The sequence below is a fragment of the Paraglaciecola mesophila KMM 241 genome, from assembly GCF_000315015.1.
In the GTDB taxonomy this organism is placed as follows: Bacteria; Pseudomonadota; Gammaproteobacteria; order Enterobacterales; family Alteromonadaceae; genus Paraglaciecola; species Paraglaciecola mesophila.
In genome coordinates this window covers 86,692-102,229 of record NZ_BAEP01000060.1, presented here as the reverse complement: position 1 = coordinate 102,229, position 15,538 = coordinate 86,692, and the positions used below count along the sequence as shown (strand labels likewise).

Sequence of the window (15,538 nt, the reverse complement as noted above, 5' to 3'; positions counted from 1 at the left end):
TGGTTAGCTCACTATAAACAATGAGCTATCGCTAAATTCAGCCCATACCCGCCTATGGTTAAGAACAAAAACAAACAGCCTGCGAGTAGTAAGGGTTTGACGCCAGCTTGGCGGATTGCGCCTATATGCGTTCGCAGCCCTAACGCCACCATGGCAATGGTAAGTAACACGCCGTCCAAATGTACAATTTGCTCGGTAATATCAGGTGAAACTAACTGGCTAGAATTAATCCCACTGGCAACGATAAACAGTAGGGCAAACCAAGGGATCGTGATGTTGCTTTTGTCGTTATTAGCTTGCTCAGCTGTAGCCTTTCCGTTCATTGCTTTGGCTTGTTTTCTGTTTTGCCACAGTGATAGCAAGACTAAAAACGGGGCGAGCATCATCACCCTGAGCATTTTTTCAATTACGGCCACGTTAGCCGCTTCAGGGCTAACTGCACTGCCTGCCGCCACCACTTGTGCCACTTCGTGAATGGTTGAGCCAGCGAAAATACCGTATGCATGCTCACTAAGGCCTAGGTAACCTTGGGCAATGGGATAAACAAACATGCTAAGTGTGCCAAACACCACCACGGTAGCAACTGCGACTGAAACCTTGTGCGCTTGAGCTTTTACCACAGGCTCTGTGGCCATCACCGCTGCTGCGCCACAAATAGCGCTACCAGCACCAATCAAAATGGTGGTTTGCTCGTCTAACTTAAATGCCCGTTTACCAAGTTGTACAGCTAACCAAAAGGTTAAGCTCAACATGGCGATGTCAGTGATTAGCCCTTGCCAGCCCACGCCCGCCACTTGGGTGAAAGTGATACGAAAACCAAACAACACTACACCGGCTTTTAACAAGACACTTTTAGCGTAATCTACGCCTACATCAGTGTGCGTGGCCATACGCGAAAATAGCGTGTTGCCAACGATAATTCCCAATACAATTCCTATGGTTAACGCGCTCAAGCCAAGATGTTGGATAAATGAAACATGACTCAGGTAGGTGGCAGCGAACGCGATAGCCGTAACCAGCACTAAACCTAGCCACCAGCGAGAGTCATTAAAATGTCCGCTTTGCTGGGATTTTCCTTGCGGGCCCGTAATGAAAAAACGCTTAACTGCACTGTACATAAAGCTGCTCCTATCGCTGGGTTTGCTATGTCTATTAAAAGTTGACTTGATGATAGGCAGCGTCAAAATATAACTCCAATACATTAAAATCATGCATTGATAACGACAGGTTAATTAATATGAATTTACATGCGCTTCGGGTATTTCATAGCGTCGCCCATTTACGGAGCTTTTCCCAAGCGGCTGAAGCGCTTTGTATTAGCCAACCGGCTGTATCTAAAGCATTGAAAGAGCTTGAGCATCAATTGGGTATGCAACTCATTGAGCGGGCAGCCAGAGGCAAGAAGCTAGCCTTAACGGATGGAGGACAAAGCTTGTTTAATCATGCAAGAAGTATATTTGCTATAGAACAAGCTGCGCTTGAAGACGTAAGAGCGCGCACAGGATTAAAACAAGGTACTTTAGTGGTAGGCGCCAGCACCACCATAGCAGGGTATTGGTTAGCACCATATTTAGCGTGTTTTAACCAACAGTACCCGCAAATCAAAGTAGAAGTACAAGTGGCCAATACAGCTCAAATAGAGCAGACATTACTAGCCTGCACCATAGACTTAGCTCTGGTGGAAGGGGACGCGCGAGACCCACACATAAGTAGTCAACATTGGCAAGACGATCCTATGAGTATCGTGTGTTCAACCGCATTCACGCCTTCAGACGACAAAGAAAAGTGGCTAAGCAAGCAACGCTGGTTGCTGCGAGAGCCTGGCTCGGGCACCCGGCAAATGTCATTTTCGCTATTGGCCGAACAAGGCATAACAGTGAATAACAGTATGCAACTAGGTAGTAATGAAGCGATTGCTCGTGGCGTTGCCCAAGGAATGGGAGTGGCGTTATTGCCCCAAGTTGTCACCGCAGATTTACTTGAACTGAAAAAAATTAAGGTGATTTCCACTAAAGAAAGTAGCCTATTATCTCGGCCTTTATATCAGCTGAAATACCGTGATCGGCCATTGTCACCAGCAGCAAATGCCTTTGCACAGATCTTGTACCAAGAGGTTAACCAACCGCTCATTTGACGCTTTGTCTTGTTTGATCAAGCCAGGCATTTCGGGTGATGCGATATAAAACATGTTCCGCTAATGGGTGGTCAGGAGCAATATCTGGGTGAATAAAGTTATTGAGTGAATCTTGCAATCCAACTCGCGCCATAACGGCCTGCGAAGGCTGATTTGTTTTTGAAGTAAACGAGACCACCTCTGGCAGTGCCAGCTCATTAAACGCATACTCTAGCGCCTTTTTCGCCCCTTCAGTGGCGAAACCATTACCCCAATATTGAGGCAGCAGACGCCAGCCTATCTCAACACAAGGAGAGCAAGGCATATTTGCATTTGGCGTATGCAAACCCACAAAGCCAATAAATGCCTCATCCTCTTTCTTACTCACCGCCCACAAACCCCAGCCTCGCTGCTGAATCAAAGATTGGCATTTGTCCGCTAAGAGAGCGCTTTGCGCCCGAGTATAGGGTGAAGGGAAATAACGCATGGCCTCAGGGTCAGAATTTAACGCGTAGAATGGCTCATAGTCGCTTGCTAACCAGTTGCGCAATATGAGCCTGTCAGTTTCAAGTTGGTGAGACATCCTTTCTCCTTCTGTATTTAGCGATTTTTAATCGCTAGCTTAACCAGTCACCTGTGCATCAAACTCTGCCTGTTTGGCTTCAATTTGCTCTTGAGCATCTAGCCACAGCATTTCAGCTTCTTCTTGGGCAACTTTACAACTCGCTTGGTCCGCCAATAGTACTTTTAACTCGGCTTTTTTATCGGCATTGTAAATATCAGGGTCGGCCATTTTTTGCTCTATGCCCTCAAGTTTGGCTTCAAGCTCGGCCATTTTTTTCTCTTGGGTTTGTACCGTTTTGCGAAGGGACTGCGTCGCCTGCCTAAACTCAGCTTCTAAGCGCTTAATAATCTTACGATCTAACTTTGGCTCTTTGGCCTCAGCGCCTTCTTCGTCAGCACCGCCTTTGCCAGTTGCCAGCTTATCTGCAGATTGCTTTTCTCGGTCTGATTTTAACAGCCAATCACGATAGTCATCTAAATCCCCATCGAACATAGTGACTTGCTGGTTATCCACCAAATAAAAGTCATCACAAACCGATGTAAGTAAATATCGATCGTGAGACACCAACACCATTGCCCCTTCAAAGCCTTGCAGCGCCATGTTTAGTGCTTGGCGCATGTCTAAATCCAAATGGTTGGTTGGCTCATCGAGTAGCAATAAATTAGGCTTTTGATACACAGTTAACGCTAACACTAAGCGCGCTTTTTCACCACCCGACATAGGCGCCACACGCCCAAGAGCATCGTCACCTCTAAAACCAAAGCCGCCTAAATAATCCCGCAAGCTTTGTTCGGTGGCTTTTGGATCAAGACGCTGTATATGGGCGAGGGCCGAGTCGTCAGCGCGCAAATATTCCAATTGATGCTGAGCAAAATAACCAATACGTAAACCCGCTGAGGTTTCGTAAATACCCTGCATGGGCTCTTTTTCGCCAGCCAGTAGTTTGATCAATGTTGATTTACCCGCACCATTTCGACCAAGTAGTCCAATGCGGCTACCCGGCACTAAATTGAGGTGCAGTTTCTCTAAGATAATAGTGTCGTCGTACCCCAGTTGTACTTGCTCCATTTTTACCAGAGGGTTAGGTAATTTGGGCGGCATAAAAAATTCGAAACTAAACTGCGAAGCGGCAAGTGCTGGCAATAAGGTTTCCATTTTCTCCAGTTGTTTTACGCGGCTCTGGGCCTGTTTGGCCTTACTGGCCTTAGCGCCAAAGCGATTGATAAACGACTCTAAATGGGCAATTTTGTCTTGTTGCTTTTGAAACTGCAGGTTCTGTAAGCGTAAGCGCTCAGAACGTTGGCGCTCAAAGGCATCATAGTTACCCGTGTAGCTAACCAGTTGCTGTTGCTCAACACTGATAATTTCGTTAACTGTGCTATCCAAAAACGACTTATCGTGAGATATCAGTAATAGTGTGCCTGCATAACGCTGTAGCCATTTTTCAAGCCAAATGACCGCATCTAAATCCAAGTGGTTAGTGGGCTCATCAAGTAACAATAAATCTGAATGGCATAAAAGTGCCTGGGCCAAGTTCAAACGCATACGCCAACCACCTGAAAAGGCGGTGACCGGACGGGCAATAGCGTCGTTCGCAAAACCTAAGCCCGCTAGTATTGTGGCCGCGCGAGATTCAATATCGTAAACACCGGCATGATCTAACTGGCCGTGTAACGCGGCGATCTTAACACCATCATGGGCGTCTTCAGCAGCACTCAATTCTGCCTGTAAGCGCCGATACAGCTTGTCGCCGTCAATCACATAATCAAGGGCTGAACGCTCAACTGCTGGGGTTTCTTGGGCAACCGATACCACTTGCCAATCTTTAGGGATATTGCACTCGCCTTGCTCAGGGTGTAATTCCCCTCGAATAAGTGCAAACAAGCTGGATTTACCACAGCCATTGGCACCGATTAGACCTGCTTTATGCCCTGGGTACAGCACTGCATTGGTTTCATGTAGCAAGATTTTGTTGCCACGCATAAGGGATAAATCAGAAATTTGGATCATGAATGCCTATTGACGGATAACATAGTCGGTCGATTGCGGTATGATAGCAAGATGACTGACCGAAGAAATCCTCTTGATTATGACGACGAAAATTAAAAAGCGTTTTATCGCTGGGGCCACCTGCCCTCAATGTAAAAGCATGGATACACTGATGCTTTATTTCGAGAACAATGTTGAAAAAATGGAATGTGTACAGTGCCATTATCAACAAACCCAAACCGATAAAGAAGTGACGCAAGCCTCACGCCAAAGCGAAAACGTGATTGGCGTATTCAAACCAGAATAACCTCGTTTACCTAGCTGGCTAGTAGCTGCGGCTCAGCAACCTAGTAATGCGGCGGGGGCGGTTCAACTTCTTGTGAATCGCCGCTGGGCACATCAATTTCTTTGACCTTGTTAATAACATGAGACAACTGAAACTCTAACAGCTCGAGTTGCTTCTGTTGCTTAATCAAGGCTTTGTTTAGCTCTTCTATAGTGTCCTCTTGAAAGGCCACCTTCATTTGTAGCTGTTCTATATCTGCTTCTATGTGTTGCATAACCTACTCTAATTACTGGTTTATCTGCCAAAATTCAGCTAATCCACTGCTGCTTTCTGACACTATTTGATTGTCTTTAGCGAACCCCACCCCGTATACCACTGCCGTCTGCGGGCGGCTGCCTTCTCTGGGTGACACCTGCCATTCTTGTATTTTCTTTCCATCGGTCACGCGCCACAAATTTAATCGTTTAGCGGGTGAGCCCGTTAACAAGTACTGGCCGTCTTGTGAAAACGCGGCAGTACTGAATATTTTTTGCCGGGCGAGGTAATGCAGATTACTTACTTCTTCACCTGTGGCTAAGTCCCACACCCTAGCGTCACGCTTACTATCGGCAGTAAAGCCGTAACGTCCTTCATCGTCTAACGCCACTTTGGTCACGCGACTTGAATGGGTAAAACTATGAATAACCTGACCAGTTCGGGTATCCCACAGATAAGCAGTGTAATCATTGCCGCCGGTAAGGGCGTAAAAACCATTGGGAGACAAATCCACACTATTCACTTTTTCTTGGTGCCCCAAAAACTCTAAACGCCGACCGGTTTTAGGCTCAAAAAACATAACCTTTCCATTGCCTCGGCCAACCAATATCCCCCGTCCTTGGTTTGATACAGCCACATCACGAATACTGGACTCATCAATACGCCAGAAGCCTTCTGGCTCGCCACTGACCACATTCCAAAGAGCAAAGGCGTCACGGTCAGATGTCACCACATAACTATTATCAAAAGCAATGTGTACATTAGCGACTAAATTATTTCCCTCGCCTTGGTGCTGCCAAGTGTAACGTTTTTCATTTTTTTGCAGGTCCCAAACCGCTATGCCCCCCGTAACACTCGACACCACAGCTAGCGACGCATCCGCTGATATATCAGCCGCATAGGCGCCATCATCAGCATGTCGCCATGAGGTTACTGGTGTTGACGATGGACCGCTACAGCCAGTTAGTAATAATAAAATTAAACTTAATCGTAACAAGACGGTCAATGGATTGTTCCTAATTGGGTTTCTCTTTTCACTCAGGGCGTTTAGTATAAGCGCTTTATCAAGTTGAAACACTTCACAAGTCACGTATTCGACACATATTATCTCAGGGGAGAAGTAAATGAAAAAAACCGCTATCGCGATTCTTATTACCTCAGCCATTGGCCTTACAGCCTGTGGTCAACAAGACACGGATTTACTAAAAGTTGAAGAGCAAAAGCTTGAAACAGAAGCACAGCAGCAAGCTTATGCAATGGGCGCGAGCGTGGGACAGTTCATCGAGCAAAAAATGAATGAACAAGAAGCACTAGACGTTAACCTCGATAAAGACTTAGTGGTTAAAGGATTTGTAGCGGCGCTACAAGGTCAGTCTCAGCTTGATATGAAAGAAATTCAAACGCTTACATTAGCTATGGAAGCGGCTTCACGTGAAAAGCAAAAAGCTATTTCTGATGCAAAAGCAGAAACAAACATTGCTGATGGCGAGAAATTCCTTGCTGAAAACGCAGAGCGTGAAGGCGTAACAGTGACCGATTCAGGTTTACAGTACGAAGTCATGAGCGAGGGCGAAGGAGCATCTCCTACTGCTGAAGACACTGTAACTGTGCATTACAAAGGCACATTACTAGATGGCACTGAATTTGATTCATCTTATAGCCGCGGCGAGCCAGCAACCTTCCCTCTTTCGCGCGTCATTCCTGGCTGGACCGAAGGTGTGCAGTTGATGAAAGTGGGCTCTAAGTTCAAATTCTTCATCCCATCTGAGCTAGCTTACGGCGAGCGTGCGACTGGAAAAATTACGCCTAACTCAACATTGGTATTTGAAGTTGAGCTATTAGACGTTGCTTCTGCTGAAGGCGCTGCTGAATAAGCACCCGCGTTTAGTGCCTTATAGGTAATAAATTCACAGACATAAAAAAAACCGAACATCATTGATGTTCGGTTTTTTCTTTACTCATCAGCCTCTGTCCTTGCTGAACCTTATTCCCTCGGTTTTAGACCCTTCGAAAGGGTTATTTGGCCCAGAATATCCGGGTAATTTATTGAATTTGGTATGCTGTATCTCTGCAGATGCCCTACCTTAGCACCAAAAAATAAGGGTAAATTTGATCTAATCAGACAGCTAACTATCGCGACTGCGTGTTAACCATTTGATGACTTAAGATTAGACTAAAGTCGATAAAAACAGAAGTTGGCAAAGGTCATATTTTTGTAATAAATTGCGCTAACAAAATGGTTTTTATTCCTACTGGCTTTAAGAAAATCGCATACCATTTCGCAATTTCTCGCACATCTACATTCAAGTATCTGTTTTAAAAGGACAAGCATTGAAAACGAAACTCATTACCCCTGAAGGCTACAAAAAACTCAACGACGAGCATGATGAACTGTGGCTAAAACAGCGCCCAGAGATCACCAAAATCGTCACATGGGCGGCGAGTTTGGGTGACCGAAGTGAAAATGCGGATTACCAATACAACAAGCGAAAGCTGCGAGAAATCGACAGACGCGTTCGCTACTTGCGTAAGCTGCTGCCTGAATTACAAATCGTTAACTACTCCCCTCAACAGGCGGGAAAGGTATTCTTCGGCGCCTGGGTAGAGATTGAAAACGATGAAGGCGAAACAAAGCAATTTCGCATCGTTGGCCCAGAAGAAATCTACGGTGATGCCAAAGGCTATATTTCTATCGACTCCCCCATGGCCAGAGCCTTAATCAAAAAAGAAGTAGACGATGTTGCCAGTGTCAAAACCCCCACCGGCTACAAAGACTGGTACGTCACCTCGATTGAATATAAAAAGTAGAATCGAGTAATCCAATCTTTGCTCGAAGCTTTTCGTAAAATGACGGATAAACTGATAAATAATTAGGTCATGTTATGGCTGCTCACTCCGGTAACCCCTCGTACACTATTATTCCCTCTAACTCAGCATCCCAATAAGCTTTGCTGGCTGAAAAAATTTTTGCAGTCGGTAACATAGAGATTTCAGTGTCTAGGCACCCTGCTGGTACAATGAGCAAGCCTGCGATATGGGTATTTGGCAGTGCTGAACCACAGAGCTTACAAAAACTTTTACTGTGACGAGTATTAGGGAGCGTAAATGAGGTCACTGCATATAAACCCGACAGCCAGACCAATTCTGCGGACTGTGAGAATAGGTTTGCCGCATGAGCCGAACCTGAGTCCTTTTGGCAGCGGTGACAACGACATAAATAAAAACTGTCAAACTCTCCTTTTATCGCAAAGCTGACAGTTTCACAAAGACAAGAACCTAAATGATCATTCATTAAACTCCCCCTATTAACTACATGTTTTTTGCATAACCGGTAACTTACTGTACAGGTTGAATTTTTCCAGTTTTTTGCTTTTCACTTATGGGAATACAGTGTAATTCCAAGATCTTACTCTGTGCACGAAGTGCGTGCGCCAGTGGCACCAGGCCATAAATAAGCGTAGCGCATGTTTTATTTCCGATTCAAGTCACCACGAGCATCGAAGGCTAATGCTGGATTAATTGCATGGATGCAATTCAAGTGAAAGCCGCGTCGGGAGCGCGTTTTCAAGTCCTGTGTTAGACGAGACGCGCAGGGAATAAGTGACTGGCTGACCACGGATGGTTTGCCATATCCAGCATGGGTGCTGGTAAGCGCAGCGAATCAGTTGGCGACTCAAACTTTCCCGATAAAAGCAGCGACTTGTCAGATGGCCAGACAGGGATGTCTGGACAAGGCGTGCGCTTCACAGGGATGTTTCCTCACGCCGGTATGACAAAAAAGGCGCAGCTGTTAGCGGATCAGAAAGTTTGTTGGAGCAAGAGACTTTTTGGTTACTTTGTCGTCTTTTGAAAAAGTGACTGGCTGACCATGGATGGTCTGTCATACCCAGCATGGATGCTGGTAAGCTAAGCGCATGATTTGGTGAACACAGTTCACAAATGTACAAAGTACATATTTAGGCGACGCAGTCGCTGCTTTTGACTTACTACCGACCCCAATTTTCCATATTTGAAGTCGGCTTGCCAGATGCCCTGACAGGGATGTCTGGGCAAGGCGAAGTGATTTACATGGATGTTACCTTTCGCCGTTCTGGCACTGAAGTCGGGGTCAAATATGGGAGCGAAAAATAGGCCGGAGGCGGCTTCTTTCTGGTGACTCCTTCTTAGCTGTTGAAGAAAGAGTTACTCGAGCCCCGAGACGGGGTTTGAAAGTAAGCATGGATGCCGTACGCGCAGCGTATGCTCTAGTGAGCTCAGCTCATAAGTGCACGAAGTGTATGCTCTGTGGCCTAAGGCCATAAATAAGCGAAGTGTATGCTCTGTGGCCGAAGGCCATAAATAAGCAAAGCGCATGCTCTAGTGAGCGCAGATCATAAATGCATACAAAAAAGCCAGCTTTATAAGCTGGCCTGTATATTTACATCACAACTTGCCGCTTACTCTGCATAAGCTAAACGGTTAAACTTCTGTTGCTGGTAATCTGCATCACCGAAGGTGGTGTTGATCATCATCAGGCGCTTAACGTAATGGCCAACATCTAGCTCGTCCGTCAAACCCATACCGCCATGTAGTTGTATGGCTTCATCACCAATCAATTTACCGTTGCGCCCTATCATCACTTTCAATGCAGCGATATTTTTAGCTAAATCATCGGCTCCGCTTTCTGCCGCACACACCGCGCGATATAAAATAGACTTGGCTTGTTCGCCCGCCATAAACATATCCACCATGCGATGTTGTAACGCTTGAAAGCTACTGATTGCCACGCCGAACTGTTGACGAGTTTTGGTGTATTCAATGGTGGTGGTATTGAGCTTTTGCATGATACCCATGGCTTCAGCGCACAGGGCAATCGTCACGTCGCTTACCACAGCATCTATCAGCTTGTAACCATCGTCGACTTCACCAACGACTTGGTTTGCGGCTACGCGCACATCAGTGAGTTTGATGTTAGCGACTAACTGGCCGTCCATTAAACGATAAGAAGTGCGCTGTACGCCCGGTGCGTCTGCATCAATCAAAAACAGTGTGATACCCGCTTCGTCACATTGTTTGCCTGAGGTTCTGGCTGACACAATCACCTTGTTGGCGGCAGCACCATTGAACACAACGGTTTTTTCACCGTTAAGTACAAAGTCATCGCCGTCACGTTTGGCTTGGGTTTTTACATCCGCTAGTTCAAAACGACTTTGACGCTCAACATAAGCAAATGCACCTTGCAATGAGCCATCAATGATCTTTTCAATATGCGCATCTTTTAGTGCGGCGTTGTCGCTCTTGCTCAGCAAGCCACCGAACATAAGTACGGTTGCCACAAATGGCTCAACCACTAGGCCTTTGCCCATTTCTTCCATAACGGCCATGACGTCAGTGGGACCACCACCGAAACCACCGTAAGCTTCTTCAAATGGAATAGACAACCAGCCCAATTCAGCAAACGTTTGCCAATTGTCAGGATTAAACCCTAATGCATTGGCAGCATTGCTGCGGCGTGTTTCAAAGTCATATTCGTCTTGCACAAAGCGCGCAACGCTGTCTTTGAGCATGTTTTGTTCTTCAGATAAATTAAAATTCATGATTAAAGACCCAGTACGTATTTAGCGGTAATGTTTTTCTGCACTTCGTTTGACCCACCGTAGATAGTGGCGGCTCGTCCGTACATATATGCTTTTCTTGCGTCGTGACCAAAGGCGTGACCAATACTTTCAGCGGTTTCATCGCCGTGCAGCACACCGCTGTAATAACCCGCCAAATCCATGTACATCTGTTGGATAGCTTGTTGAATTTCGGTGCCCTTAATTTTTAGCAACGATGATTCCACACCCGGCCCTTTGCCATCTGCTGTTGATGCCAGAACGCGAAGCTCGGTGTATTCCAATGCCATCAATTCGATTTCTGTGTTCGACAGGCGATTTTGGAATTGCACATCTTCGAGCAGTGGGCGACCGCCGCTGATTTCTTCGCTGAGTAACTTGCGCAAGTCACGCAAACGGCGCTTTGAATCAGCCACAGCGGCAATTGAAGTACGCTCATGGGCTAACAAAGCTTTGGCGTAGGTCCAACCTTTGTCTTGCTCGCCGATGCGATTAGCCACAGGCACGCGTACGTTGTCGAACACCACTTCATTCAAGCTGTGATGATCGTCAATAGAGGAGATTTTATTCACGGTTATGCCAGGGCTTTTCATATCAATCAGTAAGAAGCTGATACCGTCTTGACGCTTACCTGATGAGTCGGTGCGCACTAGGCAGAAAATCCAATCGGCGTATTGCGCATAGGTAGTCCACACCTTGGCGCCGTTAACGATGTAATCATCACCGTCTAATTCTGCTTTGGTTTTTAGTGCGGCTAAATCAGAGCCTGCACCTGGCTCTGAGTAACCTTGGCACCACCAATCTTGGCTTTTTAGAATGCGTGGTAAAAAGCGTTTCTTCTGTTCGTCGTTACCAAAGCCATAAATAACCGGTGCAACCATTTTTAGGCCAAAAGGCACCACATCAGGGGCCCCAGCGAGTGAACGTTCGGTCTCAAAAATGAAGTTCTCAGTCACTGACCAAGCAACACCGCCATGTTCCACCGGCCAGCCTGGTGCTAACCAGCCTTTGTCGTTTAGTTTGTTCTGCCACTCGATTTGCGCCGCTTTGAACTCTTCGTCTTCACCACGGATTCTGCGTGCTAAATCTTCGGTCCAATTCTCTGCTAAAAATTCGCGCACTTGGTCGCGAAAGGCTAATTCCTCAGCCGAAAAGGTAATATCCACTTGCTGCATCCTCGTTCAATTGATCATTTATAGCTAATGAATAGCCACCGCATTTTAATACTGCATGCCACTACTGTACGCCCCTTCCTTCTTTTTGTACTTAGGGTAAAATGCCACTTAATCTGGCATATGTGCCAAATGACGCGTATGCAAAAATGGTGTTCGCAGCAAATGGCGAATACATAACAAAGCGGAGTGAATACAGTGGCAGATGCAAAATGGCGGGTAGCCTTGCTGATTTTTAACGGCGCTTGGGCATCAACTGTGTATGGCTCAATGGAGCTATTTCACAGCGTTAACTTGCGACGCCCTAAGGATCAGCAGTTTCATTGTGATTTGGTAAGTGCTGATAGCCAGCCAGTGCAACTGTATGGCGGGCAATCAATTCAAGGTGATGCTGTTATTGGTGATGAGCCATATGACCTGATCATGCTGGCCCATTACTGGGGGGATTTTCAGTATCTAACCGAGCAATACCCAAGCATTCCCCCGTGGCTGGCTAAACAGCATGCAAAGGGAGCACGCATAGCAGGGGTTAACAGCGGTATTTTTTGGGCGGCAGAAGCAGGGCTGTTAGATGGTGGACGTGCCACTACCTATTGGCGACATTTGCGCGAGTTCGAACTGCGATACCCAAAGGTTCAGTGGCAAGCTAACCAAGCCAGTGTTGAGCATGCCAGAATTTATAGCTCAAACGGGCAGAATGCGTCGATGGATTTAAGCTTACACTTGGTTGAGAAGTTTTGCGGCGCATCCATTGCTGCTGGCTTAGCCCGGGACATCAGCTTTGATAGTCGTCGTACTTATGATTTGAATTTGATCAATATCGCCGGCTTTCGTCAGCATCGAGACGTGGGTATTCACCGGGCACAAGACTGGCTAGACGAGCATTTTACCCAAAGTGTTGAGCTACAAGCGTTGGCCAATCAAATTGGCATGAGCAGACGCACCTTTATTCGCCGCTTTCAAAAAGCAACCGGTGAGTTACCCTCTCGCTATTTACAACGACTGCGCATAGAAGCAGCTAAGCACCGCTTGGGCAATACCCAAGACAGCATTAAAACCATTGGAATGGGTGTGGGTTATCGGGATATTAGCTCATTTTCGAAAGTGTTTAAGTCTTTGACAGATGTTACCCCTAGGGAATATCGCCAACGTTTGCGCCCAACGGACACTAAAACGCAGATTTAGCCTATTACGAATACTTTAAAATCCGGCTAAATATACCTTCAATATCTTTCAGGTTACGGCAAGGCTCAACGCTACTACACCAAGGCGAATACTCAGACATGATTGAATCGCCCGTATCCCAGCTGTTGCGTTGCTCTGGGTTTAGCCATAATACCCGTTTGCTTTGGCGATACACTTTTTGCCAAATGTCGGTGCGCCCATCCCCTTCGTTATTGCGTGCATCTCCGAGCAAAATAACCGTGGTTTTTTTATCGATACTGGTTAGGGCTTGCTCCTGAAAACCTGCCAGCGCCTTGCCATAATCGGTCGACAGGCCGCCCCAGCGTTGCATAATTTTTTCCAGTGCGGATTCTATGTCTTCTTGTTGTAATAGCGAGGTTACTTCAATCATATCTGAGGCAAATACGAACGAGCGCACTTTGGGGATGACGTCTTGCAGAGAATATAAGAACAATAACAAGAAGCGCGCCACGCGGCTCACTGAACCACTGACATCACAGATCACCATGATTTTGGGTCGCTCTACGCGCGTTGCCTTCCAGCGAGTGTGAAACAAGGCACCATCAAACGCTGCATTTGCCGCAAGGGTTTTACGAACATCTAATTGCCCGCGCTTACGGGTGAGGCGCCTCCGACTGTGTTGGGTGGCAAGTTTGCGCGCCGCCTTTTGCACTAGGCGCTGCATTAGGGCGTAATCGGTATGCTCAAGCTGGCTTAATTTTGCTTGCTGTAGGTGATCTTCGCGAAACTTAACGCCCTTGTGCCGAGCAAAAATAAGGTACTGCTGCTCCACGTAATCTTTCACTTGCTCAAGCAAACGCGCACGGGCTTGCGCCAGTTGGTCTTGCAGTCTTTTTTGTTCTGGACTACCCGGTTTTGCGCGAAGTTCAGCGCTTAATTCATCCCCCCCAAGACGTTGCATTATTTTGTAGGCGAAGTGATTTTTTTGAGTAAAGAAAACAATAGAAGATAGATCTTCGGCTTTCGCAGCTTGTGCAATTGCTAACGCCATATCTTCTTGTTGTGCGAGCGACTGCCCTAATACTGAGCTAGCAGTAGCTGTCGACCCGCCTTTTGCCTCAGCGTTTTCTTGGTCTTGTCTTTGGCTTTGCTGCTTGTCCGTCGCTGCTGGCGACTCAAGCGTATCGTCGTCGTCGCTGTCTTTCGCATTTTCGATATTCGCAAAATACAACTCAAACAATTCGTGGTACGTAGCTTGGTCTTGCTGGCGCTTCACTAGCGTGAGCGCCAATACGGATTTGGCTGTTGCTCGCGACTCAAGCCCCAACAGCTCAATCGCCTTTATTGCATCTAACGATTCGGCCGGGGATATTGGCAAACCCGCTTCACGCAGCGCACCAATAAAATCAGCGATAAAACGCACTTAAGCCAAACCTTTGAGCAAGTTAGTGATCTCTGGCTCGACTAACTCGATGTCGTCCTGAAATTTCAATAGTAGGTTAAGTGTTTCTTTAACCCAGTGCGGGTCTAGCTCTTCTACGTTTAAAAGTAGTAGCGCCCTCGCCCAATCAATCGTTTCGCTAACCGCTGGGGATTTCTTCAAAGGCATGTCGCGTAGCTTGGCGATCAGCGCTACAATTTGCTCTCGTAACTGAGCATCTAAATTATCCACTTGAGCAGCCAAAATACGACTTTCCAGCTCAGTGTCGGGGAAAGGAATATACAAGTGTAAACAACGGCGTTTCAACGCATCACCTAGCTCACGAGTGTTGTTGCTAGTCAGCATCACGATGGGTGTTGAACGGGCTTTTACCGTGCCGATTTCGGGTATAGACACCTGATAATCTGACAATAACTCAAGCAAGAAAGCCTCAAACTCTTGATCTGCTTTATCAATTTCATCCACCAGCAACACAGCGCCTTCTTCGCTTTGCAATGCTTGTAATAAAGGCCTAGGTTCCAGGAAATCCTGCGAATAGAAAATATCACCAAAATTATGTAATCGGGCGATGGACTCATCCAAACCCCGCGCGCCCCTGAGCACATCCCCTAACTGCTCTTTTAACACCTGGGTATATAATAATTGCTTGCCGTACTTCCATTCATACAAGGCTTTTGACTCATCGAGCCCTTCGTAGCACTGCATGCGAATAAGTGGTGCATTCAGATACGCCGCGGTTATTTTCGCGAGTTCGGTTTTACCCACACCTGGCGGCCCTTCAATCAAAATAGGCTTTTGTAAGTGACACGCTAGGTAAATGGCCGTCGCCACAGAGGGGCTGCAAATGTAGCCTAGAGCCTCGAACTGACGTTGAATCACCTCTGGGGAAGCGATTTTTTCTTGGTGTTTAATGATCACGAGTAACCGGCGCCTTAGGAGAATTGATGGGCATTATTTGTGTAAGGCTTGGGCAAATG

The 15,538-nt window shown here is 46.6% G+C and carries 16 protein-coding genes; 6 read left to right on the top strand and 10 right to left on the bottom strand.

From position 1 onward, the window contains the following. Positions 1–11: 11 nt before the first annotated feature. Positions 12–1,118 (bottom strand): YeiH family protein, encoded by a 1,107-nt coding sequence (locus tag GMES_RS14740; RefSeq protein ID WP_006993529.1) that lies wholly within the window; start codon positions 1,116–1,118, stop codon positions 12–14. Positions 1,119–1,237: 119 nt separating this feature from the next. Here GMES_RS14740 and GMES_RS14735 point away from each other — a divergent pair, with 119 nt between their 5' ends. Continuing rightward, positions 1,238–2,134, top strand: a complete 897-nt coding sequence (locus tag GMES_RS14735; RefSeq protein WP_006993528.1) for a LysR family transcriptional regulator — start codon at positions 1,238–1,240, stop codon at positions 2,132–2,134. On the opposite strand, the gene GMES_RS14730 is transcribed toward GMES_RS14735, so the two are convergent. Together GMES_RS14730 and GMES_RS14725 are read right to left on the bottom strand one after the other, a co-directional pair. Next, positions 2,127–2,696: a GNAT family N-acetyltransferase gene (locus tag GMES_RS14730; protein WP_006993527.1), complete on the bottom strand. Its 570-nt coding sequence runs from the start codon at positions 2,694–2,696 to the stop codon at positions 2,127–2,129. The genes GMES_RS14735 and GMES_RS14730 overlap by 8 nt on opposite strands. 39 nt (positions 2,697–2,735) lie before the next feature. Continuing rightward, entirely contained in the window at positions 2,736–4,688 is a 1,953-nt protein-coding gene (locus GMES_RS14725) for an ATP-binding cassette domain-containing protein (RefSeq protein WP_006993526.1), read from the bottom strand. Positions 4,689–4,767: 79 nt separating this feature from the next. Here GMES_RS14725 and GMES_RS14720 point away from each other — a divergent pair, with 79 nt between their 5' ends. Next, positions 4,768–4,974, top strand: a complete 207-nt coding sequence (locus GMES_RS14720; protein WP_006993525.1) for a YheV family putative zinc ribbon protein — start codon at positions 4,768–4,770, stop codon at positions 4,972–4,974. A gap of 40 nt (positions 4,975–5,014) precedes the next feature. On the opposite strand, the gene GMES_RS14715 is transcribed toward GMES_RS14720, so the two are convergent. Both GMES_RS14715 and GMES_RS14710 read right to left on the bottom strand, forming a co-directional pair. Continuing rightward, on the bottom strand, positions 5,015–5,227 hold the full coding sequence (locus GMES_RS14715; RefSeq protein WP_006993524.1) for a SlyX family protein: 213 nt from the start codon (positions 5,225–5,227) through the stop codon (positions 5,015–5,017). 12 nt (positions 5,228–5,239) lie between these two features. Further along, the gene (locus GMES_RS14710) at positions 5,240–6,214 is read right to left on the bottom strand and encodes a WD40 repeat domain-containing protein (protein ID WP_006993523.1); all 975 of its coding nucleotides are present in this window, start codon (positions 6,212–6,214) and stop codon (positions 5,240–5,242) included. A gap of 118 nt (positions 6,215–6,332) precedes the next feature. On the opposite strand from GMES_RS14710, the gene fkpA reads away from it, so the two are divergent. Further along, positions 6,333–7,082, top strand: a complete 750-nt coding sequence (gene fkpA / locus GMES_RS14705) for an FKBP-type peptidyl-prolyl cis-trans isomerase (RefSeq protein WP_006993522.1) — start codon at positions 6,333–6,335, stop codon at positions 7,080–7,082. Positions 7,083–7,539: 457 nt separating this feature from the next. Beyond that, positions 7,540–8,016: a transcription elongation factor GreB gene (greB, locus tag GMES_RS14700; RefSeq protein WP_006993520.1), complete on the top strand. Its 477-nt coding sequence runs from the start codon at positions 7,540–7,542 to the stop codon at positions 8,014–8,016. Positions 8,017–8,098: 82 nt separating this feature from the next. Here the strand turns inward: greB and GMES_RS14695 are convergent, their stop codons facing one another. Next, positions 8,099–8,500 (bottom strand): GFA family protein, encoded by a 402-nt coding sequence (locus GMES_RS14695; protein WP_006993519.1) that lies wholly within the window; start codon positions 8,498–8,500, stop codon positions 8,099–8,101. A gap of 686 nt (positions 8,501–9,186) precedes the next feature. Here GMES_RS14695 and GMES_RS22630 point away from each other — a divergent pair. Next, positions 9,187–9,339, top strand: a complete 153-nt coding sequence (locus GMES_RS22630) for a hypothetical protein (RefSeq protein WP_006993517.1) — start codon at positions 9,187–9,189, stop codon at positions 9,337–9,339. A gap of 305 nt (positions 9,340–9,644) precedes the next feature. On the opposite strand, the gene GMES_RS14685 is transcribed toward GMES_RS22630, so the two are convergent. Together GMES_RS14685 and GMES_RS14680 are read right to left on the bottom strand one after the other, a co-directional pair. Then, positions 9,645–10,784: an acyl-CoA dehydrogenase family protein gene (locus tag GMES_RS14685; protein ID WP_006993516.1), complete on the bottom strand. Its 1,140-nt coding sequence runs from the start codon at positions 10,782–10,784 to the stop codon at positions 9,645–9,647. Positions 10,785–10,786: 2 nt separating this feature from the next. After that, positions 10,787–11,968: an acyl-CoA dehydrogenase family protein gene (locus tag GMES_RS14680; protein WP_039987549.1), complete on the bottom strand. Its 1,182-nt coding sequence runs from the start codon at positions 11,966–11,968 to the stop codon at positions 10,787–10,789. A gap of 204 nt (positions 11,969–12,172) precedes the next feature. On the opposite strand from GMES_RS14680, the gene GMES_RS14675 reads away from it, so the two are divergent. Further along, positions 12,173–13,159 carry a GlxA family transcriptional regulator gene (locus GMES_RS14675; protein WP_006993514.1) on the top strand — a complete coding sequence of 329 codons (987 nt, stop codon included), beginning with the start codon at positions 12,173–12,175 and terminating at the stop codon, positions 13,157–13,159. A gap of 4 nt (positions 13,160–13,163) precedes the next feature. Here GMES_RS14675 and GMES_RS14670 read toward each other — a convergent pair whose 3' ends face one another. Further along, positions 13,164–14,543, bottom strand: a complete 1,380-nt coding sequence (locus GMES_RS14670) for a vWA domain-containing protein (protein WP_006993513.1) — start codon at positions 14,541–14,543, stop codon at positions 13,164–13,166. Then, positions 14,544–15,479: an AAA family ATPase gene (locus GMES_RS14665; RefSeq protein WP_006993512.1), complete on the bottom strand. Its 936-nt coding sequence runs from the start codon at positions 15,477–15,479 to the stop codon at positions 14,544–14,546. Positions 15,480–15,538: the final 59 nt, after the last annotated feature.

Coding starts and splice junctions, on each gene's coding strand:
- GMES_RS14685 (WP_006993516.1), bottom strand. CDS start 10,784: ATGAATTTTAATTTATCTGAAGAACAAAACATGCTCAAAGACAGCGTT.
- GMES_RS14715 (WP_006993524.1), bottom strand. CDS start 5,227: ATGCAACACATAGAAGCAGATATAGAACAGCTACAAATGAAGGTGGCC.
- fkpA (WP_006993522.1), top strand. CDS start 6,333: ATGAAAAAAACCGCTATCGCGATTCTTATTACCTCAGCCATTGGCCTT.
- GMES_RS14740 (WP_006993529.1), bottom strand. CDS start 1,118: ATGTACAGTGCAGTTAAGCGTTTTTTCATTACGGGCCCGCAAGGAAAA.
- GMES_RS14695 (WP_006993519.1), bottom strand. CDS start 8,500: ATGAATGATCATTTAGGTTCTTGTCTTTGTGAAACTGTCAGCTTTGCG.
- GMES_RS14720 (WP_006993525.1), top strand. CDS start 4,768: ATGACGACGAAAATTAAAAAGCGTTTTATCGCTGGGGCCACCTGCCCT.
- GMES_RS14735 (WP_006993528.1), top strand. CDS start 1,238: ATGAATTTACATGCGCTTCGGGTATTTCATAGCGTCGCCCATTTACGG.
- GMES_RS14730 (WP_006993527.1), bottom strand. CDS start 2,696: ATGTCTCACCAACTTGAAACTGACAGGCTCATATTGCGCAACTGGTTA.
- GMES_RS14725 (WP_006993526.1), bottom strand. CDS start 4,688: ATGATCCAAATTTCTGATTTATCCCTTATGCGTGGCAACAAAATCTTG.